This window comes from Lentzea terrae (assembly GCF_003265345.1).
In the GTDB taxonomy this organism is placed as follows: Bacteria; Actinomycetota; Actinomycetes; order Mycobacteriales; family Pseudonocardiaceae; genus Lentzea; species Lentzea terrae.
In genome coordinates this window covers 347,332-369,892 of sequence record NZ_QFWW01000030.1, presented here as the reverse complement: position 1 = coordinate 369,892, position 22,561 = coordinate 347,332, and the positions used below count along the sequence as shown (strand labels likewise).

Sequence of the window (22,561 nt, the reverse complement as noted above, 5' to 3'; positions counted from 1 at the left end):
CTTCACGCAGTCCGAGTAGTCCAGGAACAGGTCGACCGCGCGGTCGTTGCGGGCTGTGCCGCGTCGTCGACGGTGCCGGCGATGGAGATCAAGGATCGGCTGCGGGCCGAGCAGGTCGCCGGGATCCTCAGCACGTCTGGCCGATGACCTTCTTCGCGCGGTCAGAGACGCCGACGAACGTGTCGACGGCGTGCGGGGCCTGAACGAAGTAGTGCGGGCCTCCCCGCACTACTTCGTCACTCCCGTGGAGATCGATCAGGCGCTGGACCGGGTCGGCGGGATCGTCAGCACGTCTGGCCGATGACCCGCTTCACGCAGTCCGAGTAGCCCAGGAACAGGTCGACCGCGCGGTCGTTGCGGGCGGTCTGCGCCGGGATCACCGTGTCGCGCGGGTAGAAGCCGTTGAGGCCGCCGCTGCTCGGGTACAGCTCGAAGGTGTAGGCCCAGATCTTGTGCTGGCCCCACATCCAGTCGTCGCTGGTGCCGTCGGTGATGTACAGGTCGCTCGCCTGCTCCGGCGTGTAGCCGTTGGTGGCGGCCATCTGCCGGCCGAGCGTCTGGAACGCGCGGGCCTCGTCCGCGTTGAGGCCGGTGTCGGTGTCCGCCTTGGTGTAGCCGTACGGCCACAGGACGAGCTCCGAGAACGAGTGGAAGTCGATGAACGTCTTGATCTGCTGGGTGCCACCGACGACGCGCGAGTTCACGAAGTCGCGGATGCGGGCGGTCTCCGGCGCGGAGAACGCTGCGGTGCCGCGGTAGGTGTCCGACGTCGAGCTGCCGCTGGAGCCGCCGCAGCAGCCCCACTTGTAGCCCCAGTTGCGGTTGAGGTCGGTGCCGTTGCCCTGGCGGTTCTTGCGCCAGCCGCGGAACGAACCGGAGGCGATGTCGTACTCGGCGCCGTCCGGGTTCATCATCGGGACGATCCAGACCTCGCGGCTGTCGACCAGGTTCTTGATCGCCGGGGTGGCGTAGTTGTCGGTGTAGCGCTTGATGATCTGCAGGCACTGCTCGACGGTCAGGTGCTCGCGGGCGTGCTGGCCGCAGACGAACAGCACCTCCGGCTCGCTCTCGTCGGAGGCCACGTTGTCACTGAGCTTGAGCGCCCAGATGTCCCGGTTCTGGAAGCTCTTGCCGATGCTGCGCATGCTCGTGAGGCTCGGGTGGTCGCGGACCGTCTGCTGCAGCTCCGCGGTCATCTCCGCGAAGTTGTGGTACCCGGTGTAGCCGGACGGGAAGTCCTGGGTGCCGATCTGGCCCGGCTGCGGGTCGGCGAACTGGACCTTGCCCAGGCTCTTGAGCTGTTGCTCGAAGTCGCCGACGTACTTGATCGGCAGACCGGTCGCCTGCAGGGCTTGGTACTGGGCCTTGTCCGCGACCACCGAGACCGTGGTGAGCTTCGTCGCACCGAGCACGTCGACGCCGATCTCGGCGATCTGGGTGCGTTCGGCCGAGGTGTTCGCGGTGACTTCGAGCAGATAGCGGCCGGAGTCGGCGGCACTGGGCGTCGCCATGCCCGCGACCAGCACGGGCAGACAGATGGCGAGCACTGCGGCGATCTTGCCGCGGCTCTTGCTGAACATCTTTCCTCCATCATCAGCAGGGGTTTGCGACGGAGTGGTGCGCAACCGAGCGTGGCCGTGCGGTAACAGGCAGAGGTAGCGCCGTTAGCGGGCTGACCGTTGACAGAATTCGGCAGGAACTACCCTGTAGGGCATGCTCAGCCGCATCGACCTGCGAGGTCGCACCACGACTCCCGCTCAGCTGCGCGCCGCCGTGCCGCGCGCCGAGATGGACGTGGACGCGGCGCTGCATCAGGTGCGTCCGATCGTGGACGCGGTCGCGGCTCGTGGCGTCGAGGCGGTACTCGAGTACACGGAGAAGTTCGACGGCGTTCGTCCCACTTCTGTCCGGGTGCCCGCCGCAGCGATCGAGTCGGCGTTGGCCTCGCTGGACCCGGCCGTGCGCGAGGCGTTGGAAGAGGTGATCACGCGCACCCGCCGCGTGCACGCCGACCAGCGCCGCACCGACACGACGACGCAGGTCGTGCCCGGTGGCACCGTCACGGAGAAGTGGGTGCCGGTCGCGCGCGTCGGTCTGTACGCGCCCGGTGGTCTGGCCATGTACCCGTCGACCGTGGTCATGAACGTCGTGCCCGCGCAGATCGCCGGTGTCGAGTCGCTGGTGGTGTGCTCGCCGCCGCAGGCCGAGTTCGGTGGCCTGCCGCACCCGGCGGTCCTGGCCGCCGCCGCACTGCTCGGCATCGACGAGGTGTGGGCCGTGGGTGGCGCCCAGGCGCAGGCGCTGATGGCGTACGGCGGCGTGGACTCCGACGGCGGTGAACTGGCTCCCGTCGACGTCGTCACCGGTCCCGGCAACATCTACGTGGCCGCGGCCAAGCGGCTGCTGCGCGGTCTGATCGGCATCGACGCGGAGGCGGGGCCGACCGAGATCGCGATTCTCGCCGACTCGACGGCCGACCCGGTGCACGTGGCCGCCGACCTGATCAGCCAGGCCGAGCACGACCCGCTGGCCGCGTCGGTGCTGGTGACCGACTCCGTCGAACTCGCCGACGCCGTGGACGTCGAGCTGGAGCGCCAGATCGCTGCCACCAAGCACGTCGAGCGGATCCGCACGGCGCTGGGCGGCAAGCAGTCCGGCACCGTGCTGGTGTCTTCTGTCGACGAAGGTGTCCGGGTCGTCAACGCCTACGCCGCCGAGCACCTGGAGATCCAGACGCGCGACGCGCGCGAGGTGGCGGGGCGGATCCGGTCCGCAGGCGCGATCTTCGTGGGCGCGTACTCGCCGGTGTCGCTCGGCGACTACTGCGCGGGCTCGAACCACGTGCTGCCCACGGGTGGCTGTGCGCGGCACTCGTCCGGGTTGTCCGTGCAGACGTTCCTGCGCGGCATCCACGTGATCGACTACTCCGAGGAAGCACTGCGCGACGTCGCGGACAAGGTCGTCGTGCTGGCCAACGCGGAAGACCTGCCCGCGCACGGGCAGGCCGTCACAGCGAGGTTCGCTCGATGAAGCCTGTCGTCGGCGCTCGGGTGGAGCTGTCCGATCTGCCCCTGCGCGAGGATCTGCGCGGCCGCACGCCCTACGGTGCGCCGCAGCTCGACGTGCCGTACCGCTTGAACACCAACGAGAACCCGTACGCGCCGACGGACGCGCTGGCTGCGGACGTGGTCGCTGCGGTGGCCGAGATCGCGGGTGAGCTGCACCGGTACCCGGACCGGGACGCGGTGGCGTTGCGCGACGACCTGGCGGCGTACCTGACCGAGGCGACGTCGGTCACGCTCACCGCCGAGAACGTGTGGGCTGCCAACGGGTCCAACGAGATCCTCCAGCAGATCCTGCAGGCGTTCGGCGGGCCTGGGCGGACGGCGCTGGGCTTCGAGCCGTCGTACTCGATGCACCCGATCATCGCCGCCGGCACGCGCACCGAGTGGACGCCGACGCCGCGCCGGCCGGACTTCTCGCTGGACGTGGAGAAGGCCGCCGCGGTGATCGCCGAGACGCGGCCGGACGTCGTCTTCGTGACGTCGCCGAACAACCCGACGGGGCAGTCGATCCCGCTGGAAGACCTGCGCCTGCTGATCGCGTCGACCACCGGCATGATCGTCGTGGACGAGGCGTACGCGGAGTTCTCGTCGCAGGAGAGCGCGATCGGGCTGCTCGACGAGTACGGCTCGCGGCTGATCGTCTCGCGCACGATGTCGAAGGCCTTCGCGTTCGCGGGCGGGCGGCTGGGTTATCTCGCCGCCGCACCGGCCGTGGTCGACGCTCTGCAGCTGGTGCGGTTGCCGTACCACCTGTCCGCGTTGACGCAGGCGGCCGCGCGGGCGTCGCTGCGGCACGCCGCCGAGACGTTGGGCTCGGTGGCGAAGCTGGCCGCCGAACGCGACCGCGTGGTGGCGGCGTTGACGGGCATGGGCTTCCAGGTCGTGCCCTCGGACGCGAACTTCGTGCTGTTCGGCTGGTTCGAGAACGCACGTGAGGTCTGGAAGTCCTATTTGGACCACGGCGTGCTCATCAGGGACGTCGGAATCGCGGGTCACCTGCGGGTGACCATCGGAACGCCCGCGGAGAACGACGCTTTCCTCGCGGCCAGCAAGGAGGTCAGCCGGTGAGTCGCGTTGGCAAGGTGGAGCGCACCACCAAGGAGTCGTCGGTCTACGTGGAGATCGACCTGGACGGCACCGGCCAGGTCGAGATCAGCACCGGCGTGCCGTTCTACGACCACATGCTGACCGCGTTCGGCGTGCACGGCTGCTTCGACCTGATCGTCCGCGCCACCGGTGACGTCGAGATCGACGCCCACCACTCGGTCGAGGACATCGCGATCGTGCTGGGCCAGGCGCTGCGGGAAGCGTTGGGGGACAAGAAGGGCATCCGCCGCTTCGGCGACTGCTGGATCCCGATGGACGAGACCCTGGCGCACGCCGCGGTGGACGTCTCGGGCCGCCCCTACACCGTGCACCGCGGCGAGCCGGAGCAGTTCAACTCGTTCGTCATCGGCGGCAACTACCCGTTCGTGCTGAACCGGCACGTGTTCGAGTCGCTGGCCTTCCACGCCCAGATCGCGCTGCACGTGCGCGTCGAGTACGGCCGCGACCCGCACCACATCGCGGAGGCCGAGTACAAGGCGATCGCGCGCGCTCTGCGTGCGGCCGTGGAGCCCGACCCGCGCGTCGGCGGCATCCCGTCGACCAAGGGCGTGCTCTGATGCCGAAGGAAGTCGTCGTCATCGGCCTGCTGGCCCTCGCGGGCTTTCTGGCCGGTGGCGTCTACTCGACGTGGAAGACCGCCAAGTTCATGGCGATCATCCTGCTGGTGCTGCTCGTCATCGCGGTGGTTGGCGCGGTCCTCTGGCTCGTGTGAGCACCCAGTGGAACGTGGCCGGGTCCGGCTCGTGCATGGTCACCAGGTCGTCGATGACGATCTCCAGGTGCTCGGCGAGGAGCTCGCGGTTGCGGGCGGGCGGGTTGCTGCTGAAGAACATCTCCACGCCGAGCCAGGTCTCGGTGACGTCCGGCGTGCCGGTGCCGAGTGAGGCGAGGAACAGGCCGCCGGGCTTGAGCCAGCGGGCGATCTTCGCGATGAGCTCGGGTTGTTCGGCGCGCGGCACGTGCAGGATCGAGTAGAACGCGGCGATGCCGTCGAACGTGTGGTCCGGGAAGTCGAGTGCCGTCATGTCGGCCTTCTCGAACCGCGCACCGCGCACGTTGGTCCTGGCGAGATCGATCTGCTGCTGGGACAGGTCGACACCCAGGACGTCGTGGCGTTCGGCGAGCTTGCGCGTGACCGGGACGCCCGCGCCGCAGCCTAGTTCGAGGACTTTCGCACCGGTCTCGAGGCGGCTGTCGAACTCTTCGAGGTAGTGCAGCCGCGGGTCGTCGGCGATCTGCGCCGACCAGGTGAGGTAGGCCCGCGCGATCGCGTCGTAGCCGGTCTCGACGACCTCTCTCACGGCGCGGCCAGGTATCGGGCGGGGACGTGCTGGGTCAGCCAGACCCCGTTGGCACTGAGCCGGAACTCGTGCCCGTCGTCGTTCATCGCCTTGGCGTCGACCGTGAGGATCACCGGCCGCCCGCGCCGCGAGCCCACCCGCCGCGCCGTCTCCTGATCGGGCGAGAGGTGCACGTCGTGCCGTGACATGGGGCGCAGGCCGTCACGCATGATGTCGTCGAGGTACTGCGCGACCGTGCCGTGGAACAACGTGTCCGGCGGCGTGGCGGTGGGCAACCCGAGGTCCACCTCGACGCTGTGCCCCTGGTTGGCGCGGATGCGGTCGCCGTCGATCGTGAAGCGCTTCTTGTCGTTCCGGTCCACGACCTCGCGCAGCTCGTCCGCGGAGACCTTCAGCGCGGCGAGGAGTTCGGCCACCGGCACCCAGCCGTTGGCGTCGAGGGTGAGGCCGATGCGCTCCGGCTGGTGCCGCAGCGCCTTGGACATCCGCTTCGACAAGCGGATCATTCTGTCTTCTTCCATTTGCTCCTCAGGAAACCACAACACGTCCACCGATTTTGCGGTTCGATGGGTCCGGTGTGGCCGGTACTGGGGTTGTTCTTCCTCGCGCCGTTCGTCGGCGAGTTCCTCCTGGGCAACATCCCGATCACGGACATGGGCCTGGGCCTCCTGCTCGCCCCGCTGTACGGCGCCGGGGCCGTGCTGGTCCGCGAGCTGGGTAGACGCGCAGGCGGCTGGCCGTCGATGTTCCTGCTCGCCGCGGCGTACGCGCTGATCGAGGAGGGCCCGGTCGACCAGCTGATCTGGAACCACTCCTACGCGGGCCACGACTACCTGACCGGCCCGTCCTACGTCCCGTTCCTCGGCACGAGCGTCGAGGTCGTGCAGTCGATCCTGGCGCTGCACACGATCTGGAGCATCTGCGTCCCGATCGCCCTGGTCGAAACCCTGTCGCGCCGCGGCCCGTGGCTGCGCACGCGCGGCCTCGTCCTGTTCGGCCTGCTGTTCCTGGCCGGCTCGGCGTTCGTGTTCTACGGCAACTACACCGAGGAACGCTTCATGGCCCAGTGGTGGCAGTTCGCCTATGCGGGCGTGGCCATCGTGCTGCTGGTCGTGCTCGCGTTCCGGGTTCGGTCTGCCGAGGCGCTGCCCGGCTCGCCGCCCGCGCCGCTGCTGGTCGGTGTCGCTTCACTGGTGGGGACCAGCGCGTACTGGGGTTCGGTGACGCTGATCGGCGCGGACTGGTTCGAATGGGTGGGTGTGGCGATCTGGTGCGTGGTCGTGGCACTCGGGATCGTGCTGGTGTCCCGCTGGTCGCGGCGAGACGGGTGGGACCAGCGGCACCGGTTCGCGCTGGCCGCCGGTGCCGTGCTGACCTACGTGTGGTGCTCGTTCCCGGTCAAGCCGGAGCTGGGCGGCACGGAGGTCGGCGACTTCGTGTTCAGCGGCATGGCCCTGTTGCTGCTGCTCTGGTGTGTGCTGAAACTTCGGGGGGAACGTGTTGCGTGACCGAGTGGTGCCCGGCGGGCCCGAGATCTTCGTGGCCTGGCAGGAGGGCACGACCGACCGGACGCTGCTCGCGATCCACGGCGGCCCCGACTGGGACCACAGCTACCTGCGCGACCCGCTGGAGCGCCTCGACTGCCGGCTGCTGATGCCCGACCTGCGCGGCTGCGGCAGGTCAGGCCGCGTGCCGGAGGAGGAGTACCACCCGGACGGGATCATGCGGGACCTCGTCCGCGTGCTGGACGCGTTCGGCGTCGAGCGCGTGGACGTGCTCGGCCACTCGTACGGCGGCATGGTGGCGCAGCGGTTCGCGATCACGCATCCGTCGCGCGTGCGCAGCCTGATCGTGTCGGGCAGCAGCGTGTTGCCGGTGCCGCCGGACGCCTTCGCCGGGTGGACCGAGCGGGACGAGATCCTGGCACGTCAGGAAGACCCGTGGCAGTCGAACCTCTCGCCAGAAGAGTGCGTGCGCGCCGAGGCCTTTGCGGCCGCGTCCGCGAACATCAGGCGCGCCGAGGCGATGCCCGGCTACCTGCGGCGGCTGGAGGAGATCCGGTTCGGCGGCGAGTGGGCGCGGCCGTTCCTGGCAGGGAGTCTGGTCTCACCGCGGCTCCCCGATGCGGCGCAACGGATCGCGGCGCTCGGCATCCCGGTGCTGTTGCTGCACGGGCGGCAGGACATGACGTTCCCGGTCGGTCTGGTCGAGCCGACGCTGGAGCTGATCCCGCGGGCGCGTGCCGTCGTGCTGGAGGAGGCGGGCCACATGGTGCACGTAGACGAGCCCGCTGGGTACCTGAGCGCGGTGCGGGAGTTCCTGGCAACCGGCTAGACCGTGCCGCCCTCCAGCACCGGCTTGAGCTTGGGAGCGCCGGGGCCGTGCGACGCCTGCTCGTCGTCGATGTTCTGCAATGCGCAACTGCGCAGCGAAAGGCAGCCGCACCCGATGCAGCCGGTCAGCCGGTCGCGCAGCCGGAACAACGCGTCGATGCGGGCGTCGAGCTCCGTCTTCCAGGAGCGGGAGAGGCGTTCCCAGTCGGATTTGGTGGGCGTGCGGCTGTCGGGAAGTTGGGCCAGGGCGTCGCGGACGTCCTCCAGAGTCAGGCCCACGCGTTGTGCGGTGCGGATGAAGGCCAGACGGCGCAGCACCGAGCGTTGGTAGCGGCGTTGGTTTCCCGCGGTGCGGACCGAGGCGATCAGGCCGCGGTCCTCGTAGAAGCGCAGGGCGGTGTGGGGGACTCCGCTGCGGTCGGCCACCTGGCCGATGGTCAGCATTTCCGGCAACTTGCTCACCCGATCATCGTAGCTGCTTGACCTCCAGCATGGTCGAGGTTGAACAGTTGGTGGCATGCAACGGATACCAGAGCTCTTCGCGAGGATGACCGGGGACGAGAAGCACGAGTGGGCTGCGGCTTCCACGATCGACGTGCTCTGGGTCCTCTACGACCGCGTCCTCAACGTCACGCCGGCGACCGTTGACGACCCCGACCGCGACCGGTTCCTGCTCTCCAAGGGGCACGGGCCGATGGCGTACTACGCCGTCCTCGCCGAAAAGGGGTTCATCGAAGAGTCCACTTTGGACGAATGGACGTCGTGGGACAGCCCGCTCGGCCAGCACCCCGACCGGGTGCTCGTCAAAGGTGTCGAGATCAGCAGCGGCTCGCTCGGGCACGGGTTGCCGATCGCGGTGGGGACGGCGCTCGGGCAGCGGATCCACGGCAGCCCGGGCAGGACGTTCGTGCTGGTCGGTGACGGTGAGCTGGACGAGGGCAGCAACCACGAGGCGATCGCGGTGGCGGCCAGGCTGAACGTCGCGAACCTCACCGCGATCGTGATCGACAACCAGTCCGCGATGTACGGGTGGCCCGGCGGCATCGCGCAGAGGTTCGCCGTCGAGGGCTGGTCGACCGCCGAGGTCGACGGCCGCGACCACGAGGCCGTCTTCGCCGCACTGACCGCGCCGCACGACCGCCCGCACGTGGTCGTCGCCAAGATCGAGAAGAGCTACTGATGACCACGATGCGCCAGGCCTTCGTCAAGACGGTCAACGAGGAGATCGACAACGACCCGCGGATCGCCGTGGTGACGGCGGTGATCTCGAGCAACGAGTTCCCGCAGGAGAACGAACGCGTCGTGGACGTCGGGATCCGCGAGCAGACCATGGTGGGCGTGGCGGGCGGTCTGGCGTTGGCCGGACTGCGGCCGGTCGTGCACAGCTATGCGCCGTTTCTCGTTGAACGGCCGTATGAGCAGATCAAGCTCGACATCGGTCATCAGGACGTGGGTGCGGTGTTCGTGAGCATCGGCGCCTCCTACGACGACCCGGTGTGGGGGCGTACGCACCAGTCGCCGGGCGATGTCGCGTTGTTCGACACGTTGCCGGGCTGGACGGTGCACGTGCCCGGCCATGCGGACGAGGTCACGCCGTTGCTCAAGGAAGCCTTGATGGGCGACAACCGGGTCTACGTCAGGCTTTCGCTGCACGAGAACAGTCAGGCGTATCCGGTGGGTGAGGGATTCACCGCACTGCGTCACGGAAAACGGGGGGTGGTGCTTGCCGTTGGACCGATGCTCGACCGCGTGCTGAAGGCGGTGGACGCGGAGAACGCCGACGTCACGGTGCTGTACGCGGCCACGGTCCGACCGTTCGACTCGGACGGACTGGTCAAGGCGGTGAGCGCCACCGACCACGCCGACGTCATGGTGGTCGAGCCGTACCTCGAGGGAACTTCAGCTCATCTGATTTCCGATGCCTTGCAACTATTCCCGCACCGCGTGCGTTGTATAGGCGTCAAACGACACGCAGAGCTCCGCAACTACGGCACGGCCGAGGATCATGACGCCGCGCACGACCTCGACGTGGTGGGGCTGGGGAGTGCTGTGCGGAGTTTCTTCAGGGGGTGAAGAAACATGTTCGCAGTCATGGGGGATGACTGGACCGGCGCGCCTTCTCGCGTCGTTTAGGGGTGAAAAGCCGCACGGTCAGGCAAGATGCCTGACCGTGCACACCCCGCGGGTGGTCATCTGGACCACATCAGATCCGGACTCGACACGGACGGCGTTGAGCAGACGCGCGGCCCGGCCTCGGTTGCTGGTGCCCGTTCCGCACGGCACGTTCGTGCTCGGTCCGGATCCGTACACGTCCGACACGGTGGCGGACAACCTGCGCGCCGTGAAAGGCGTGCGGGTCGGTCTGGTTTGGACGGAGACGACCGCGTGGATCGTCTACTCCGACGGCGCGGTGCGCGGGTGGCGGTTCGGTCCTGATGACATCTTCGAGCCGGCCCCGCCGAGACGTCTGCCGGACGGGCTGAGCTGGCTCGCCGGCGCCGTTGAGGCCGTGCGCGCACACGGTGTGCTCGACGGGCTCAGCGCGCTGCGGATCGCATTGGAGTCCGCCGGCTTCGCGCTGGACGCCGCCGCGTTGATCAAGATCGACGCCGGCGAGGTCGACGATGCCGTGCCGCAGCACGAGAAGCAGTGGTGGGAACGTCTCTTCGGCGAGCGCAGCGGGGCAGCTCAGATCCCTGCGGGAAACCCGGTCGTCCACCTCCTCGGCGCGATCGCCGGGCTGGCCGTGTCCGGGTGGGTCTTCAGCTGGGCGCCGTTCCCCACGGAGTTCACCGTGGTGCTGTACGTGCTGTTGACGCTCGCGTTCGTGGTGGGATCCGGGCAGAGCGTCGTGTCGATTCTCCGTGCGCGACGCACCGAGCCGTTCCCCGAGCGCGACGTTCTTGGCATGTCGGCCTGGGCCCGCGCGGCCGAGGAGGAATGATGTGCGCGTGAGAATGTTGATCTGGACCCCGTTGGGTGCCGCCGAGCTGCAGAAGGCCATGCACAGCCGCAACGTGGGCCCCGCGGCGCTCGTCCCCGTGCAGTCCGGCACGGTGTTGCTGCCCTCGCCGGCCACCACGCTCAGCGAGGCCGCGTACATGACCAACAGGGTGCGCAAGATCGGGGGCGGTGCCGCGCTGGCGGTGTGGAACGACGACGCCGCGCTGCTCTACCTCTTCACCACCACGCTCGGCCGCGCCTCGATGTGGGGCTCGCGAGAGGCGATCCTCGAACTCTCGGCGCAGGCCAAGCAGTCGGGCCCGGTCGGCAGGTTCTTCGACCGCTCGACGGCCGGTCTGGTCAACCTGCGCGAGAAGGACAAGTGGCAGCAGGACGCCATCGACAAGCTCACCGCGCTGCACCCGGCGGCCAGCCGCAAGGGCGCGCTCGAACGCATCCGCGACTTCGACAACGGCCGCGAGGCGATCCCGGAGTTCTTCCGCGCCGCAGGGCTCGCGGAGGTGGCGCAGGTCGCCGAGCTCACCGGCGAGGGCCGGGCGGACGGCGTGCTGGAGTCGCTGCAGCCGCCACGAGCGCAGAGGTGGCCGCTCGCGCTGTTCCTGCCGTTGATCGCGCTGGCGGGGCTGGTGACGGTGCTGCTGCAACTGTCGATGGTGGTGTACTACACGCTCAGCGCGTTGCTCGTCGTGCTGCTGGTCGTCCTCTTGGTGTCGCTGCAGCGCCAGCTGGTGCGCCGGAAACCGATCAACACCGTGTTGCCGGTCATACCGGTTACGCAGGGTGCCGCCCCGACCGACTAACCTGTGGTCGTGGCACGTGTCGTCGTACTTGACTATGGCTCCGGCAACCTGCGCTCGGCCGAGCGCGCGCTTCAGCGGGTCGGCGCCCATGTCGAGGTGACAGCAGACCCGAAGGCCGCGCGCGACGCCGACGGCCTGGTCGTGCCCGGCGTCGGTGCCTACGCCGCGTGCATGGAGGGCCTGAACTCCGTGCGCGGCGCCCGGATCATCGGGGAGCGCCTCGCGGGCGGCCGGCCGGTGCTCGGCATCTGCGTGGGCATGCAGATCCTGTTCGAGCGCGGCATCGAGCACGGCGTGCTGACCGAGGGCTGCGGCGAGTGGCCGGGCACGGTCGAACGCCTCGAGGCGCCGATCGTGCCGCACATGGGCTGGAACACGGTCCGCGCGCCGGAGGGTTCGCAGCTCTTCGCCGGGCTCGACGAGGACACCCGGTTCTACTTCGTGCACTCCTACGGCGTGCGCAAGTGGGAGCTGGAGGCGGCCGACCACATCAAGCCGCCGCTGGTCACGTGGGCCGACCACTCGGGCGACGAGTTCGTGGCCGCGGTGGAGAACGGACCGCTGTGGGCGACCCAGTTCCACCCGGAGAAGTCCGGCGATGCGGGCGCGCAGCTGCTGCAGAACTGGTTGACTACCTTGTCGTGATCACACGACTGCTGACGGTAGCCGCTTTGACGGCTGCCTCCGTTGCTGTGCCTGGGGGCGCACTCGCCGTACCGGCACCGTTCCACGACAACTTCGACGGGGCCGTGCACAACCCGTTGACCAACGGCCTCAACGACAACCTCAGACAACGCCAGGGCACCGGCGCCGTCACGTACAGCCGCGTCGCGGGCGGCTCCGTGCACGTCAACGATCCGCGCCGGCCAGGAACGCTGTCGATGCGCGGCGACACGACCGCAGTGCGCCTCGACGCGCCCTCCACCGGTTCGACGATCTCGGCGAAGCTCACGCCGGCCGCGGACGGGTGGTCGTCGATCGTGCTCGCCCGCTCTGCGAACATCACGGGGCATCCGTCCGGACAGGACATCGATCTCGGTTTCCGGTTGCGCGCCAACGGAACCGTGGAGATCTCGCAGCCGGGCAAGCCGGTGGTGTCCACGTCGGTCACGCCGCGCAACTCGTTCGCCGTGACGCTGAAGCTCTCCGGCGCCGCGCTCGACGTCACCGTCAACGGCGAACAGCGGAACATCGCGCTCGGCGCCGAGGTCCCGACCGAGCGGCTGTGGGTCTACCTCGGCTCCGGCAGCGCCACGACGGCGAGCCTCGTCGACGACCTGAAGATCGAGGCGCTGAACTCCGATCACCTGCGCAAGCGGCTCGGTGCGACCCTGCGCTACTACGGCTACCTCGGTGCCCGCGCCCAGGACGTGCGCGGGCACAGCAACCTGAACCTCGTCGAGGTCGGTGCGTCCGCGGCCGCCGAGCGGCACGTCGACGGCTTCGTGGTCAGGGACGCCGGCACCGCGCGTCAGATCAAGAAGCTCTTCCCCGGCAAGAAGGTCGTGTTCGTCGTGGCCGGTCCCGCGATCGACGACGCGTTCCAGCCGCCGGCGGAGGCCGACGCGGTCGCGTTCCACGACCACTGCGCCGGCTACGTGGAGCTCGAGGAGCGGATGACCAAGCTGGAGCAGCGGGCGCCGGGCAAGGAGCTCTTCCTGATGCCGGAAGGGTCGCCGCAGGCGCCGTGCGCGGACCGCACCGACGCCGATCTTGAAAGCACGCAGTACATGCACCTCGCGCTGGCGCAGCAGTACCCGAGCTTCGTCGGGTTCCTGGTCACGCCCGTGCCGGCGACATTTGCGCGCACCGCGGACGCCCAGGAGCGCGTGGCCGCCCTCGTGCTGGGGGACGCTAGGCTGAGCGGGTGACGTTCACACTCCTCCCCGCTGTTGACGTGGCTGATGGCAAGGCTGTCCGGCTCGTGCAGGGCGAAGCCGGTACCGAGACGAACTACGGCGAGCCGCTGGACGCGGCCCTGCAGTGGCAGCGCGACGGAGCGGAGTGGATCCATCTCGTCGACCTGGACGCCGCGTTCGGCCGCGGCTCGAACCGCGAGCTGATCGCCCGCGTCGTCGGCGAGCTGGACGTGCAGGTGGAGCTGTCGGGCGGCATCCGCGACGACGCGTCGTTGGAGGCCGCGCTGGCCACCGGTTGTGCCCGCGTGAACCTGGGCACGGCCGCGCTGGAGAACCCGGAGTGGTGCGCGAAGGCCATCGCGGCGCACGGCGAGAAGATCGCCGTGGGCCTGGACGTCCGCATCACCGAGCAGGGCCACCGGGTGAAGGGCCGCGGCTGGACGTCGGACGGCGGCGACCTCTGGGAGGTCCTCGATCGGCTCGACCGCGACGGCTGCGCGCGTTACGTCGTGACGGACGTGTCGAAGGACGGCACGCTGACGGGCCCGAACCTCGAGCTGCTGAGCGAGGTCTGCGCCCGCACCGACGCGCCGGTGATCGCGTCCGGCGGCGTGTCCACTGTGGACGACCTGGTCGCGCTGGCGAAGCTCTCGCGTGACGGCGTGGAAGGCTCGATCATCGGCAAAGCCTTGTACGCCGGTGCTTTCACGCTCCCGGAAGCACTCGCTGCGGTCCGTTGACGATCTTCTCGATGTGAGCGGCCGCGGCCGCGTGCGTGACTCCGGTGGAGTGCAGCACGTCGGCCGCGGTCCCACCTTCCTCGAGCAGCACGCCGAGCAGGATGTGCTCGGTGCCGATGAACATGTGGCCCATCCGCAGCGCCTCCCGCACGGCCAGTTCGAGTGACTTCTTGCAGTGCGTCGAGTACGGCTGCTTCTCCGGCCGCTGCTTGGCCTCGTTGTCGAGCCGGTGCAGCACCGCGATGCGCGTGCTGCCGTCGCCGGACTCGAGCTTCGCGATGGTCTTGGCCGCGAGCCCGCCCGACTCGTCCAGCAACCCCAGCAGCAGGTGCTCGGTGCCGATGCGCTCGCTGAACCGCGCGTGGTGCCGCGCCAGGGCGATGACCCGGCGCGAGCGCTGGGTGTAGCGCTCCATCGACGGCTTGGTGAGCTCCGGCGACTCCTTGGGCACGAACCGCTTCTGCGCGGCCTGCTTCGTCACGCCGAGGCTCTCGCCGATCTCGGCCCAGCTCGCACCACCACGCCGTGCCTCGTCGACGAAGTGGCCGATCAGGTGGTCGCCGAGCTCGTTCAGCTGACCGCTCAGCTCGACGGCCTTCGCGAGGCGCACGAGGGCGTCGTCGGCCTCTTGAGCGACCGTGACGATGAGGTCGGTCAACTGGATCATGCGTCAACTTTAGGTTGACGTTTGCGGGCGGGTCAACCTCGGGTTGACGCTCAGCTCGCCGGCGTGATCTCGATGCCGATCGTGCCCGTGCGGCCCCGGCGCAGCTTGCTGCCGGTCATGGTCAGCCAGCCCATGAACCCGTACTTCTTGACGATCCGCGAACGGACGTCGTCGCTGGCGTCGTCGTCAAGCAGCCGCGCGCGAGCCTTGACCGACTCGCCCTTGGGGTTGCCGCGGAAGTCGCACGGCCCGATCTCCACGTCGCCGCTGCGCCGGATCCGCTTGACCTTGCCGGTCTCCTTGGGGGTCCAGGCGTAGATCACGTCGTCGGTGGGGCCGGGAGCGACCCAGACCGGCGTGGGCACCGGGGTGCCGTCCTTGCGGAACGTCGTCAGCAGCAGGTACTCGCCTTTGCCCAGCTCAGTGATCACGTCACTGAGCCTAGTGCCGCGTTGCGCCCGCTGATGCGTCAGCAAGGGTTGCGGTCGCGGTGGACGGGATCGACTCGGCGGAGACCGCCCGGTGGTGGCCGGACGCGGTGCCGACTTCGGCGTTGGCGCGTCGAGCGAGGCCGGGCAGCTGGTGCAGCGGCTCGGACTGATGTGACCTGCGCTGGTCGGCGACGTGCGGGAACGGCACCCCTTGTAGGCTTTCGCGCATGTCAGTGGCTGTTCGCGTCATCCCCTGTCTCGACGTCGACCGGGGCCGGGTGGTGAAGGGCGTCAACTTCACCAACCTCGTCGACGCGGGCGATCCCGTCGAGCTGGCCAGGGCGTACGACGCCGAGGGTGCCGACGAGCTGACGTTCCTCGACGTGACGGCGTCGAGCGGCGACCGCGAGACGACGTACGACGTGGTGCGGCGCACGGCCGAGCAGGTGTTCATCCCGCTCACGGTCGGTGGCGGCGTGCGCAGCCCCGAGGACGTGAACAAGCTGTTGCGCGCGGGGGCGGACAAGGTCAGCCTCAACACGGCCGCCATTGCACGGCCGGAGCTGCTCAAAGAGTGCTCCCAGCGGTACGGCGCCCAGTGCATCGTGCTGTCCGTCGACGCACGGCGCGTGCCCGGCGGCACCGGGTTCGAGGTCACCACGCACGGCGGGCGCAACGGCACGGGCATCGACGCCGTGGAGTGGGCGGCGCGCGGTCAGGAGCTGGGCGTCGGCGAGATCCTGTTGAACTCGATGGACGCCGACGGCACCAAGGCCGGGTTCGACCTGGAGCTGATCGAGCTGGTCCGGCGCGAGGTCGACGTGCCGCTGATCGCGAGCGGCGGCGCGGGTGCGATCGACCACTTCCCGCCTGCGGTCGCGGCCGGTGCCGACGCCGTGCTGGCGGCCAGCGTGTTCCACTTCGGACAGCTCCGCATCGGCGAGGTCAAGGACGGCCTGCGCGCAGCCGGCGTCGTGGTGCGATGACGCCGGTCGAGGTGCGGGTGGCCTCGGCGGTCGCGTTCGGCGGGGCAGCGGTGTTCTTCGTAGTGGGGCTCGTTCTGTGGCGCGCCACCGGGGACGCCGACGTGCTGAAGCTGCCGTCGTTCGTCGCGCTGGTCGAACTGCCCGTGGCGGTGGCGTTGTTGTTGCGGCTGCGGTTCATGCACTACCCGGCGATGATCGCGTTCATCCTCGTGGCGTTGCTGCATCTCGTCATCGTGCTGGCCAACGGACCGGTGTGGGCCCGCGTCGCGTCCGGCGTGCTCGCCGCCGTGCACATCTACGGAGTGGTCCTGCTCAACACCGCACCGGCTCGCGAACACCTGGGAGGAACCCGTTGAGCAGCCCGCTCGATCCTGCTCTGTCGGCCAAGCTCAAGCGCACGCCGGACGGGCTGGTCTGCGCGGTCGCCCAGCAGCGCGGCACCGGCGAGGTGCTCATGGTGGCGTGGATGGACGACGAGGCGCTGCACCGCACGTTGACGACGCGCCGCGCCACCTACTACTCGCGCAGCCGCCAGCAGCTGTGGGTGAAGGGCGAGACGTCCGGGCACACGCAGTACGTGCACGAGGTGCGGCTCGACTGCGACGGCGACACGTTGCTGCTGGTCGTCGACCAGGTGGGCGCCGCCTGCCACACGGGTGACCGCACGTGCTTCGACGCGACGGTGCTGCTCGCGGACGGCTAGTCCAGGTCGCCCGTGAGATAGCGCTGCAGGTTCGGACCGATCGCGTTGACCAGGGCTTCGACGTCGGCTGAGGCGAGCGGTTCGAAGTGGACGACGTAGCGGACCATGCCGAGCCCGATCATCTGGGTCGCGCACAGCGTCGCGCGGAGGTCGGCCCGGTCGACGCCCAGGTGTCCGGTCAGGTTGCGGAAGATCGTGTTCACGAAGAGCTCCCGCAGGGCGCTTGCCACCTTGTCGTTGCTCGTCACGCTCCGGACCATGGCCGCGAACGCGCCACCGCCGGTGGCGTCCCAGATGGTCAGGAACGTGCGGATGATGCGTTCACCGAGCTGGTCCACGGGGCCGTCGAGCAGGCGCTTGATGATCTCCGCCGGGTCGATCGGGACCTGCAGGACCGCCTGGGCGAAGAGGCCTTCCTTGCCGCCGAACCAGTGGTTGACCATCGCGGCGTCCACACCGGCCCTGGCCGCGATCGCGCGGACCGTCGCGCCGTCGAAGCCCTTTTCCGTGAACACCTCGCGAGCCGCGGCGATCAGCGCCGCCCTGGTGTCCTCGCCCGCGGCGCGGCGGCCGCGGCGTTTCTGGTTCACTTGCTCCACACGGGTCATAGTTCAACAGATGTTGAATTTATGCAACAATTGCGGACATGGTGAGCGTCATCGGGGCTGTGGCCGCCGCTGGTCTTGGGGCCGTGAGCCCAACGCGCGAGGAGTTCCGCGAGCTGGCGGTGAACCGCCGGGTGATCCCGGTGGTGCGCAGGCTGCTGGCGGACGCGGAGACGCCGGTCGGTCTCTACCGCAAGCTGGCCGCGGACCGGCCCGGCACGTTCCTCTTCGAGTCGGCGGAGAACGGGCGTTCGTGGTCGCGCTGGTCGTTCATCGGCGTGCGGTCCTCCGCGGCGCTCACGGCGACCGGTGGTGAGGCGTACTGGACGGGCACGCGGCCCGTCGGACTGCCGGACGGTGGCGACCCGCTGCAGGCCCTGCGCGAGACCGTCGAGGTGCTGCGCACGGACCCGTTGCCCGGCATGCCCCCGCTGACCGGCGGCATGGTCGGCTACATCGGCTACGACGCGGTGCGGCGGCTGGAGCGGCTGCCGGTCATCGCCGAGGACGACCTGCAGATCCCCGAGCTGGTCATGCTGCTCGCGACCGACCTGGCCGCGCTCGACCACCACGAGGGCACCGTCACGCTCATCGCGAACGCGATCAACTGGGACGACTCGCCGGAGCTCGTGGACGCCGCGTACGACGACGCGGTGCGCAGGCTCGACGAGATGACGACCGAGCTGCACACGCCCGCGCCGCCGACCGCCGCGGTGTTCAGCAGGCCGAAGCCCGCGTTCCGGCGCCGGCGTTCGCAGGCCGAGCACTTCGCGGCCGTCGAGAAGGCCAAGGAGGCCATCCGGGCGGGTGAGGCGTTCCAGGTCGTCGTGTCGCAGCGGTTCGAGATCGAGACGGACGCCGACGCGCTCGACATCTACCGGGTGCTGCGCGCGACCAACCCCAGCCCGTACATGTACCTGCTGCGCCTGGAGGGCTTCGACATCGTGGGCTCCAGCCCCGAGTCGCTGGTCACGGTGCGCGACGGCAAGGCGACCACCCACCCCATCGCGGGCACCCGCTGGCGCAGCGAGGACCCGGAGGAGGACGCCCTGCTCGAGAAGGACCTCCTGGCCGACCACAAGGAACGCGCTGAGCACCTGATGCTCGTCGACCTCGGCCGCAACGACCTGGGGCGCGTCTGCAAGCCGGGTTCGGTGCACGTCGTCGACTTCTTCAAGGTCGAGCGGTACAGCCACGTCATGCACATCGTGTCGACCGTGACCGGTGAGCTGGCCGACGGCAAGACGGCCTACGACGCCGTCGCGGCCTGTTTCCCGGCCGGCACGCTGTCCGGTGCGCCCAAGCCGCGCGCGATGGAGCTCATCGAGGAGCTGGAACCCACCCGGCGCGGCCTCTACGGCGGCGTGGTGGGCTACTTCGACTTCGCCGGGGACGCGGACACCGCGATCGCCATCCGGACCGCTCTCGTGCGGGGCGGCGTGGCCTACGTGCAGGCCGGTGGCGGCATCGTGGCCGACTCGGACCCGCTGGCCGAGGACAACGAGTGCCTGAACAAGGCGGGCGCGGTGCTGGCCGCGATCGCCACCGCCCAGACGATGCGGCCCGCTGTTGACCAATAGCCGTCCTTTGTGGATCGCCGCGCTCCTGCTCGTGGGCGCGGCGGGTGCGTTCTGGGGCGCGGGCTCGGTGCCGGTCGCGTTGCTCTGCCTCGCGTCCGTGGCGGCCGTGGTTGCGCTCAGCGGCGTGGCGCGCCGGATCCTCGGCGTGTTGCTGGTCCTCGTGGGCGTTGTGGCGGCGTTCAACGGCCACTGGCTCGCGATCGCCGGTGGCGTGCTCGTCGTGGCCTCCGGTGTGCTTCAGGTAGCACTGGGGGGCCGGATGCCGAAGATCGGAGTGGGCGGGCAGAAGACCCGCGCGCACGACCCCGAGACCGACATGTGGCGCGCACTGGAGCGTGGAGATGATCCAACCGACGATAAGGCGGCCGGTGGGCCTTCCTCGAACGAGTGAAGATCATTCATCCGCGTTCACGCATGTGACGCACGCATGGCCTCGGCTAGCTGCGTGGACACTGAACCCCCGGTGGCTGGGGCGTTACTCCGCCGGGGTTAGCATCCCCCTAGCGGGAAGGGGAGCAAGACTGTGACGGTTCTCGAGTCGATCCTCGAAGGTGTGCGTGAGGATCTCGCCGCTCGCGAGGCTCAGTTGTCCTTCGACGTCGTCAAGGAGCGCGCGGCCAAGGCAGCCCCGCCGCTCGACGTGATGTCTGTGTTGCGCGGGCCCAACGTGGGTGTCATCGCCGAGGTCAAGCGCCGCAGCCCCTCCAAGGGCGCGCTGGCGGAGATCCCGGAGCCGGCCGAGCTCGCGGCCGCCTACGAGGCGGGTGGCGCGTCGGTCATCAGCGTGCTCACCGAGCAGCGGCGGTTCGGCGGGTCGCTCGCCGACTTCGACGCGGTGCGCAAGGCGGTGAAGATCCCCCTGCTGCGCAAGGACTTCATCGTCTCGCCGTACCAGGTGCACGAGGCGCGGATGCACGGCGCCGACCTGGTGCTGCTGATCGTGGCGGCGTTGGAGCAGAACGCGCTGGTGTCGCTGCTCGACCGCGTCGAGTCCCTCGGGATGACGGCGCTCGTCGAGGTGCACACGGCGGAGGAGGCCGACCGGGCCCTGGAGGCGGGGTCGACGGTCATCGGTGTGAACGCGCGCAACCTCCACACGTTGGAGGTCGATAAAGACGTTTTCGGCCGTATCGCTCCGGGACTACCCTTCGAGACGATCAAGATCGCCGAGTCGGGCGTGACCGGGCCCGGCGACCTGATGTCGTACGCCGGTGCGGGCGCCGACGCGGTGCTCGTCGGCGAAAGCCTGGTGACCAGCGGTGACCCCAAGGCCGCCGTGAACAAGCTCGTGACCGCCGGGTCGCACCCGGCGTGCCCGAGGCCGAGCCGATAAGGCGTTCTGCAAGAGGAGTGACTCGATGGGCCAGTTCACGCCCACGCCGCATGATCCCGACGCACGTGGCCACTTCGGCCCGTGGGGTGGCCGGTTCGTCCCGGAGGCCCTGATCGCGGCGGTGGACGAGCTGGCCGCCGAGTACGACAAGGCGCGCATCGACCCGGAGTTCGTGGGCGAGTTCAAGCGGCTGCTGAAGGACTTCGCGGGCCGTCCGTCCCTGCTGACCGAGGCCCCGAAGTTCGCGGAGCACGCCGGGACGCGCGTCTTCCTCAAGCGCGAGGACCTGAACCACACCGGTTCACACAAGATCAACAACGTGCTCGGCCAGGCGCTGCTGACCAAGCGCATGGGCAAGAAGCGCGTGATCGCGGAGACCGGCGCCGGCCAGCACGGCGTGGCGACCGCGACGGCGTGCGCGCTGCTCGGGCTCGACTGCGTCGTCTACATGGGCGAGGTCGACACCGAGCGGCAGGGCCTGAACGTCGCGCGCATGCGGCTGCTGGGCGCCGAGGTCATCCCGGTGAAGTCCGGCTCGCGCACGCTGAAGGACGCGATCAACGAGGCGTTGCGCGACTGGGTCACCAACGTCGACGAGACGCACTACCTGCTCGGCACGGCCGCGGGCCCGCACCCGTTCCCGCTGCTGGTCCGCGACTTCCACCGGATCATCGGCATCGAGGCGCGCGAGCAGATCCTGGAGAAGGCAGGCCGCCTGCCCGACGCCGTCGTCGCGTGCGTCGGCGGCGGGTCGAACGCGATCGGCATCTTCCACGGCTTCATCGACGACCAGGACGTGCGCCTGGTCGGCATCGAGCCCGGTGGCGCCGGTGTCGAGACCGGCAGCCACGGCGCGACCCTCACCGCCGGCTCGCCCGGTTCGCTGCACGGCGCGATGTCGTACGTGATGCAGGACGAGGACGGGCAGATCACCGAGGCCCACTCGATCTCCGCTGGCCTCGACTACCCCGGCGTGGGTCCCGAGCACTCGCACCTGAAGGACATCGGCCGCGCCGAGTACTTCCCGGTGACCGACGCCGAGGCCATGGACGCGTTCGCACTGCTGTCGCGGACCGAGGGCATCATCCCGGCGATCGAGTCGTCGCACGCCCTCGCCGGTGCGCTGAAGCTGGGGCCGTCGCTCGGACCGGACGGCCTGCTGGTCGTGAACCTCTCCGGCCGTGGCGACAAGGACATGGACACGGCCGTGAAGTACTTCGGCCTGGGTGACGGGGGACAGGCCTGATGTCGTTGGTGTCTGACGTTTTCGCGGCGGCCAAGGCCGAGTCGCGGGCCGCGCTGGTCGGGTACCTGCCGGCCGGGTTCCCCACGGTTTCCGGTTCCCAGGACTACCTGCGGTCGATGGTTGAGGCGGGTTGCGACCTGATCGAGGTCGGCCTGCCGTACTCCGACCCCGTGATGGACGGTCCGACCATCCAGGCGGCGGCCGAGCAGGCGCTGAGCGCTGGTTTCCGCGTGCGGGACGTGTTCGACGTCGTCTCGTCGGTGGCCGAGGCCGGTGGGCGTGCGGTCGTGATGACGTACTGGAACCCGGTGCTGAAGTACGGCGTGGACGCGTTTGCGCGTGACCTCGCGGCGGCCGGCGGCCTTGGGCTCATCACACCGGACCTCGTGCCGGACGAGGCCGACGACTGGATGGCGGCTTCCGAGGCGCACGGGCTCGACCGAGTCTTCCTGGTGGCGCCGTCGTCAACGGAGGACCGCATTGACATGACGGCTCGTGCGTCGTCCGGGTTTTTGTACGCCACCGCGGTCATGGGTGTCACCGGTGCTCGTGACGTCGTGTCGTCGCAGGCTCCTGAGCTGGTGGCGCGGGTTCGTGCGCATTCGTCGATCCCGGTCGGGGTCGGGCTGGGCGTGAAGTCCGGTGCGCAGGCCGCCGAGATCGCTGGGTTCGCGGACGGCGTGATCGTCGGGTCGGCGTTCGTGTCGGCAGCGAACGAGGGCGACGCCGCGGTGCGCGCGTTGGCCGCTGACCTGGCGAAGGGTGTGCGCTCGGCGGCCGCCATCGTGTGATGGCTTGGAGGACCCTCCAACTGCGATCTTGGTTGTATGCACAAGCCAGC

General features: G+C 69.4%; 29 protein-coding genes. 21 read left to right on the top strand and 8 right to left on the bottom strand.

All coding sequences use genetic code 11. The features are described from left to right. Nucleotides 1-284: 284 nt before the first annotated feature. Nucleotides 285-1,580 (bottom strand): M14 family metallopeptidase, encoded by a 1,296-nt coding sequence (locus DI276_RS38770; RefSeq protein WP_112273091.1) that lies wholly within the window; start codon nucleotides 1,578-1,580, stop codon nucleotides 285-287. A gap of 133 nt (nucleotides 1,581-1,713) precedes the next feature. Between DI276_RS38770 and hisD the strand changes: the two genes are divergently transcribed. Genes hisD through DI276_RS51585 form a run of 4 tightly spaced genes read left to right on the top strand, consistent with a single transcriptional unit; the run spans nucleotide 1,714 to nucleotide 4,884 of the window. Further along, nucleotides 1,714-3,030 carry a histidinol dehydrogenase gene (hisD, locus tag DI276_RS38765; protein WP_112273088.1) on the top strand — a complete coding sequence of 439 codons (1,317 nt, stop codon included), beginning with the start codon at nucleotides 1,714-1,716 and terminating at the stop codon, nucleotides 3,028-3,030. After that, the gene (locus DI276_RS38760) at nucleotides 3,027-4,133 is read left to right on the top strand and encodes a histidinol-phosphate transaminase (RefSeq protein ID WP_112273086.1); all 1,107 of its coding nucleotides are present in this window, start codon (nucleotides 3,027-3,029) and stop codon (nucleotides 4,131-4,133) included. The genes hisD and DI276_RS38760 overlap by 4 nt, the downstream gene beginning before the upstream one ends. Continuing rightward, nucleotides 4,130-4,729 (top strand): imidazoleglycerol-phosphate dehydratase HisB, encoded by a 600-nt coding sequence (gene hisB / locus DI276_RS38755; RefSeq protein ID WP_112273084.1) that lies wholly within the window; start codon nucleotides 4,130-4,132, stop codon nucleotides 4,727-4,729. The genes DI276_RS38760 and hisB overlap by 4 nt, the downstream gene beginning before the upstream one ends. Continuing rightward, the gene (locus DI276_RS51585; protein ID WP_198681180.1) at nucleotides 4,729-4,884 is read left to right on the top strand and encodes a hypothetical protein; all 156 of its coding nucleotides are present in this window, start codon (nucleotides 4,729-4,731) and stop codon (nucleotides 4,882-4,884) included. Before hisB ends, DI276_RS51585 begins: the two co-directional genes overlap by 1 nt. On the opposite strand, the gene DI276_RS38750 is transcribed toward DI276_RS51585, so the two are convergent. Together DI276_RS38750 and DI276_RS38745 are read right to left on the bottom strand one after the other, a co-directional pair. Then, entirely contained in the window at nucleotides 4,847-5,473 is a 627-nt protein-coding gene (locus tag DI276_RS38750; protein WP_112273082.1) for a class I SAM-dependent methyltransferase, read from the bottom strand. The genes DI276_RS51585 and DI276_RS38750 overlap by 38 nt on opposite strands. Beyond that, a complete protein-coding gene (locus DI276_RS38745) occupies nucleotides 5,470-5,994 on the bottom strand; it encodes an RNA 2'-phosphotransferase (RefSeq protein WP_112273080.1) in 525 nt (174 codons plus the stop codon). The genes DI276_RS38750 and DI276_RS38745 overlap by 4 nt, the downstream gene beginning before the upstream one ends. A gap of 54 nt (nucleotides 5,995-6,048) precedes the next feature. Here DI276_RS38745 and DI276_RS38740 point away from each other — a divergent pair, with 54 nt between their 5' ends. Together DI276_RS38740 and DI276_RS38735 are read left to right on the top strand one after the other, a co-directional pair. Further along, the gene (locus DI276_RS38740) at nucleotides 6,049-6,981 is read left to right on the top strand and encodes a DUF998 domain-containing protein (RefSeq protein WP_157985222.1); all 933 of its coding nucleotides are present in this window, start codon (nucleotides 6,049-6,051) and stop codon (nucleotides 6,979-6,981) included. Beyond that, nucleotides 6,974-7,807, top strand: coding sequence for an alpha/beta fold hydrolase (locus tag DI276_RS38735; protein WP_198681179.1), 834 nt, complete (start codon nucleotides 6,974-6,976; stop codon nucleotides 7,805-7,807). The genes DI276_RS38740 and DI276_RS38735 overlap by 8 nt, the downstream gene beginning before the upstream one ends. On the opposite strand, the gene soxR is transcribed toward DI276_RS38735, so the two are convergent. Then, nucleotides 7,804-8,268 (bottom strand): redox-sensitive transcriptional activator SoxR, encoded by a 465-nt coding sequence (gene soxR, locus DI276_RS38730; protein ID WP_112273074.1) that lies wholly within the window; start codon nucleotides 8,266-8,268, stop codon nucleotides 7,804-7,806. The genes DI276_RS38735 and soxR overlap by 4 nt on opposite strands. A gap of 55 nt (nucleotides 8,269-8,323) precedes the next feature. On the opposite strand from soxR, the gene DI276_RS38725 reads away from it, so the two are divergent. The 7 genes from DI276_RS38725 (at nucleotide 8,324) to priA (ending at nucleotide 14,169) form a co-directional block, all read left to right on the top strand. Next, nucleotides 8,324-8,986, top strand: coding sequence for a thiamine pyrophosphate-dependent enzyme (locus DI276_RS38725; protein WP_198681177.1), 663 nt, complete (start codon nucleotides 8,324-8,326; stop codon nucleotides 8,984-8,986). After that, a complete protein-coding gene (locus DI276_RS38720) occupies nucleotides 8,986-9,879 on the top strand; it encodes a transketolase family protein (RefSeq protein ID WP_112273070.1) in 894 nt (297 codons plus the stop codon). The genes DI276_RS38725 and DI276_RS38720 overlap by 1 nt, the downstream gene beginning before the upstream one ends. A 97-nt stretch (nucleotides 9,880-9,976) precedes the next feature. Next, a complete protein-coding gene (locus tag DI276_RS38715; protein WP_157985221.1) occupies nucleotides 9,977-10,750 on the top strand; it encodes a hypothetical protein in 774 nt (257 codons plus the stop codon). Nucleotides 10,751-10,757: 7 nt separating this feature from the next. After that, the gene (locus DI276_RS38710) at nucleotides 10,758-11,570 is read left to right on the top strand and encodes a hypothetical protein (protein ID WP_157985220.1); all 813 of its coding nucleotides are present in this window, start codon (nucleotides 10,758-10,760) and stop codon (nucleotides 11,568-11,570) included. 9 nt (nucleotides 11,571-11,579) lie between these two features. Beyond that, nucleotides 11,580-12,215: an imidazole glycerol phosphate synthase subunit HisH gene (hisH, locus tag DI276_RS38705; RefSeq protein ID WP_198681176.1), complete on the top strand. Its 636-nt coding sequence runs from the start codon at nucleotides 11,580-11,582 to the stop codon at nucleotides 12,213-12,215. Then, nucleotides 12,212-13,441, top strand: a complete 1,230-nt coding sequence (locus tag DI276_RS38700) for a hypothetical protein (RefSeq protein ID WP_112273062.1) — start codon at nucleotides 12,212-12,214, stop codon at nucleotides 13,439-13,441. The genes hisH and DI276_RS38700 overlap by 4 nt, the downstream gene beginning before the upstream one ends. Continuing rightward, the gene (gene priA, locus DI276_RS38695) at nucleotides 13,438-14,169 is read left to right on the top strand and encodes a bifunctional 1-(5-phosphoribosyl)-5-((5-phosphoribosylamino)methylideneamino)imidazole-4-carboxamide isomerase/phosphoribosylanthranilate isomerase PriA (RefSeq protein ID WP_112273060.1); all 732 of its coding nucleotides are present in this window, start codon (nucleotides 13,438-13,440) and stop codon (nucleotides 14,167-14,169) included. The genes DI276_RS38700 and priA overlap by 4 nt, the downstream gene beginning before the upstream one ends. On the opposite strand, the gene DI276_RS38690 is transcribed toward priA, so the two are convergent. The 3 genes from DI276_RS38690 to DI276_RS38680 are packed head-to-tail and all read right to left on the bottom strand — an operon-like array spanning nucleotide 14,135 to nucleotide 15,496. Further along, nucleotides 14,135-14,836: a Clp protease N-terminal domain-containing protein gene (locus DI276_RS38690; protein ID WP_112273058.1), complete on the bottom strand. Its 702-nt coding sequence runs from the start codon at nucleotides 14,834-14,836 to the stop codon at nucleotides 14,135-14,137. The two genes, priA and DI276_RS38690, sit on opposite strands and share 35 nt — an antisense overlap. 50 nt (nucleotides 14,837-14,886) lie before the next feature. Beyond that, on the bottom strand, nucleotides 14,887-15,267 hold the full coding sequence (locus DI276_RS38685) for a PPOX class F420-dependent oxidoreductase (protein ID WP_112273056.1): 381 nt from the start codon (nucleotides 15,265-15,267) through the stop codon (nucleotides 14,887-14,889). A 10-nt stretch (nucleotides 15,268-15,277) separates the two neighbouring features. Further along, nucleotides 15,278-15,496 (bottom strand): hypothetical protein, encoded by a 219-nt coding sequence (locus DI276_RS38680; RefSeq protein WP_157985219.1) that lies wholly within the window; start codon nucleotides 15,494-15,496, stop codon nucleotides 15,278-15,280. On the opposite strand from DI276_RS38680, the gene hisF reads away from it, so the two are divergent. From hisF to hisI, 3 genes are read left to right on the top strand one after another with little or no spacing between them, the layout of a single operon-like run. Further along, nucleotides 15,495-16,253, top strand: coding sequence for an imidazole glycerol phosphate synthase subunit HisF (gene hisF / locus DI276_RS38675; RefSeq protein WP_112273052.1), 759 nt, complete (start codon nucleotides 15,495-15,497; stop codon nucleotides 16,251-16,253). The genes DI276_RS38680 and hisF overlap by 2 nt on opposite strands. Next, nucleotides 16,250-16,609: a hypothetical protein gene (locus DI276_RS38670; RefSeq protein ID WP_112273050.1), complete on the top strand. Its 360-nt coding sequence runs from the start codon at nucleotides 16,250-16,252 to the stop codon at nucleotides 16,607-16,609. Before hisF ends, DI276_RS38670 begins: the two co-directional genes overlap by 4 nt. Further along, the gene (gene hisI / locus DI276_RS38665) at nucleotides 16,606-16,956 is read left to right on the top strand and encodes a phosphoribosyl-AMP cyclohydrolase (RefSeq protein WP_112273048.1); all 351 of its coding nucleotides are present in this window, start codon (nucleotides 16,606-16,608) and stop codon (nucleotides 16,954-16,956) included. Before DI276_RS38670 ends, hisI begins: the two co-directional genes overlap by 4 nt. Here the strand turns inward: hisI and DI276_RS52715 are convergent. Beyond that, nucleotides 16,953-17,564 carry a TetR/AcrR family transcriptional regulator gene (locus DI276_RS52715; protein WP_112273046.1) on the bottom strand — a complete coding sequence of 204 codons (612 nt, stop codon included), beginning with the start codon at nucleotides 17,562-17,564 and terminating at the stop codon, nucleotides 16,953-16,955. The two genes, hisI and DI276_RS52715, sit on opposite strands and share 4 nt — an antisense overlap. Before the next feature lie 38 nt (nucleotides 17,565-17,602). On the opposite strand from DI276_RS52715, the gene DI276_RS38655 reads away from it, so the two are divergent. The 5 genes from DI276_RS38655 to trpA all read left to right on the top strand — a co-directional run bounded on the left by DI276_RS38655 (nucleotide 17,603) and on the right by trpA (nucleotide 22,511). Then, a complete protein-coding gene (locus tag DI276_RS38655; protein ID WP_112273044.1) occupies nucleotides 17,603-19,141 on the top strand; it encodes an anthranilate synthase component I in 1,539 nt (512 codons plus the stop codon). Between the two features lie 7 nt (nucleotides 19,142-19,148). Continuing rightward, on the top strand, nucleotides 19,149-19,532 hold the full coding sequence (locus DI276_RS38650) for a Trp biosynthesis-associated membrane protein (RefSeq protein ID WP_232837212.1): 384 nt from the start codon (nucleotides 19,149-19,151) through the stop codon (nucleotides 19,530-19,532). A gap of 132 nt (nucleotides 19,533-19,664) precedes the next feature. Beyond that, complete coding sequence (gene trpC / locus DI276_RS38645; RefSeq protein WP_112273040.1) at nucleotides 19,665-20,474, top strand: indole-3-glycerol phosphate synthase TrpC; 810 nt, start codon at nucleotides 19,665-19,667, stop codon at nucleotides 20,472-20,474. Between the two features lie 25 nt (nucleotides 20,475-20,499). Further along, entirely contained in the window at nucleotides 20,500-21,720 is a 1,221-nt protein-coding gene (trpB, locus tag DI276_RS38640) for a tryptophan synthase subunit beta (RefSeq protein WP_112273038.1), read from the top strand. Continuing rightward, the gene (gene trpA / locus DI276_RS38635; protein WP_112273036.1) at nucleotides 21,720-22,511 is read left to right on the top strand and encodes a tryptophan synthase subunit alpha; all 792 of its coding nucleotides are present in this window, start codon (nucleotides 21,720-21,722) and stop codon (nucleotides 22,509-22,511) included. Before trpB ends, trpA begins: the two co-directional genes overlap by 1 nt. Nucleotides 22,512-22,561: the final 50 nt, after the last annotated feature.

Coding starts and splice junctions, on each gene's coding strand:
- DI276_RS38770 (WP_112273091.1), bottom strand. CDS start 1,580: ATGTTCAGCAAGAGCCGCGGCAAGATCGCCGCAGTGCTCGCCATCTGT.
- hisD (WP_112273088.1), top strand. CDS start 1,714: ATGCTCAGCCGCATCGACCTGCGAGGTCGCACCACGACTCCCGCTCAG.
- DI276_RS38760 (WP_112273086.1), top strand. CDS start 3,027: ATGAAGCCTGTCGTCGGCGCTCGGGTGGAGCTGTCCGATCTGCCCCTG.
- DI276_RS51585 (WP_198681180.1), top strand. CDS start 4,729: ATGCCGAAGGAAGTCGTCGTCATCGGCCTGCTGGCCCTCGCGGGCTTT.
- DI276_RS38745 (WP_112273080.1), bottom strand. CDS start 5,994: ATGGAAGAAGACAGAATGATCCGCTTGTCGAAGCGGATGTCCAAGGCG.
- DI276_RS38725 (WP_198681177.1), top strand. CDS start 8,324: ATGCAACGGATACCAGAGCTCTTCGCGAGGATGACCGGGGACGAGAAG.
- DI276_RS38720 (WP_112273070.1), top strand. CDS start 8,986: ATGACCACGATGCGCCAGGCCTTCGTCAAGACGGTCAACGAGGAGATC.
- DI276_RS38690 (WP_112273058.1), bottom strand. CDS start 14,836: ATGATCCAGTTGACCGACCTCATCGTCACGGTCGCTCAAGAGGCCGAC.
- hisF (WP_112273052.1), top strand. CDS start 15,495: ATGTCAGTGGCTGTTCGCGTCATCCCCTGTCTCGACGTCGACCGGGGC.
- DI276_RS38680 (WP_157985219.1), bottom strand. CDS start 15,496: ATGCGCGAAAGCCTACAAGGGGTGCCGTTCCCGCACGTCGCCGACCAG.
- DI276_RS38670 (WP_112273050.1), top strand. CDS start 16,250: ATGACGCCGGTCGAGGTGCGGGTGGCCTCGGCGGTCGCGTTCGGCGGG.
- DI276_RS52715 (WP_112273046.1), bottom strand. CDS start 17,564: ATGACCCGTGTGGAGCAAGTGAACCAGAAACGCCGCGGCCGCCGCGCC.
- DI276_RS38655 (WP_112273044.1), top strand. CDS start 17,603: ATGGTGAGCGTCATCGGGGCTGTGGCCGCCGCTGGTCTTGGGGCCGTG.
- trpB (WP_112273038.1), top strand. CDS start 20,500: ATGGGCCAGTTCACGCCCACGCCGCATGATCCCGACGCACGTGGCCAC.
- trpA (WP_112273036.1), top strand. CDS start 21,720: ATGTCGTTGGTGTCTGACGTTTTCGCGGCGGCCAAGGCCGAGTCGCGG.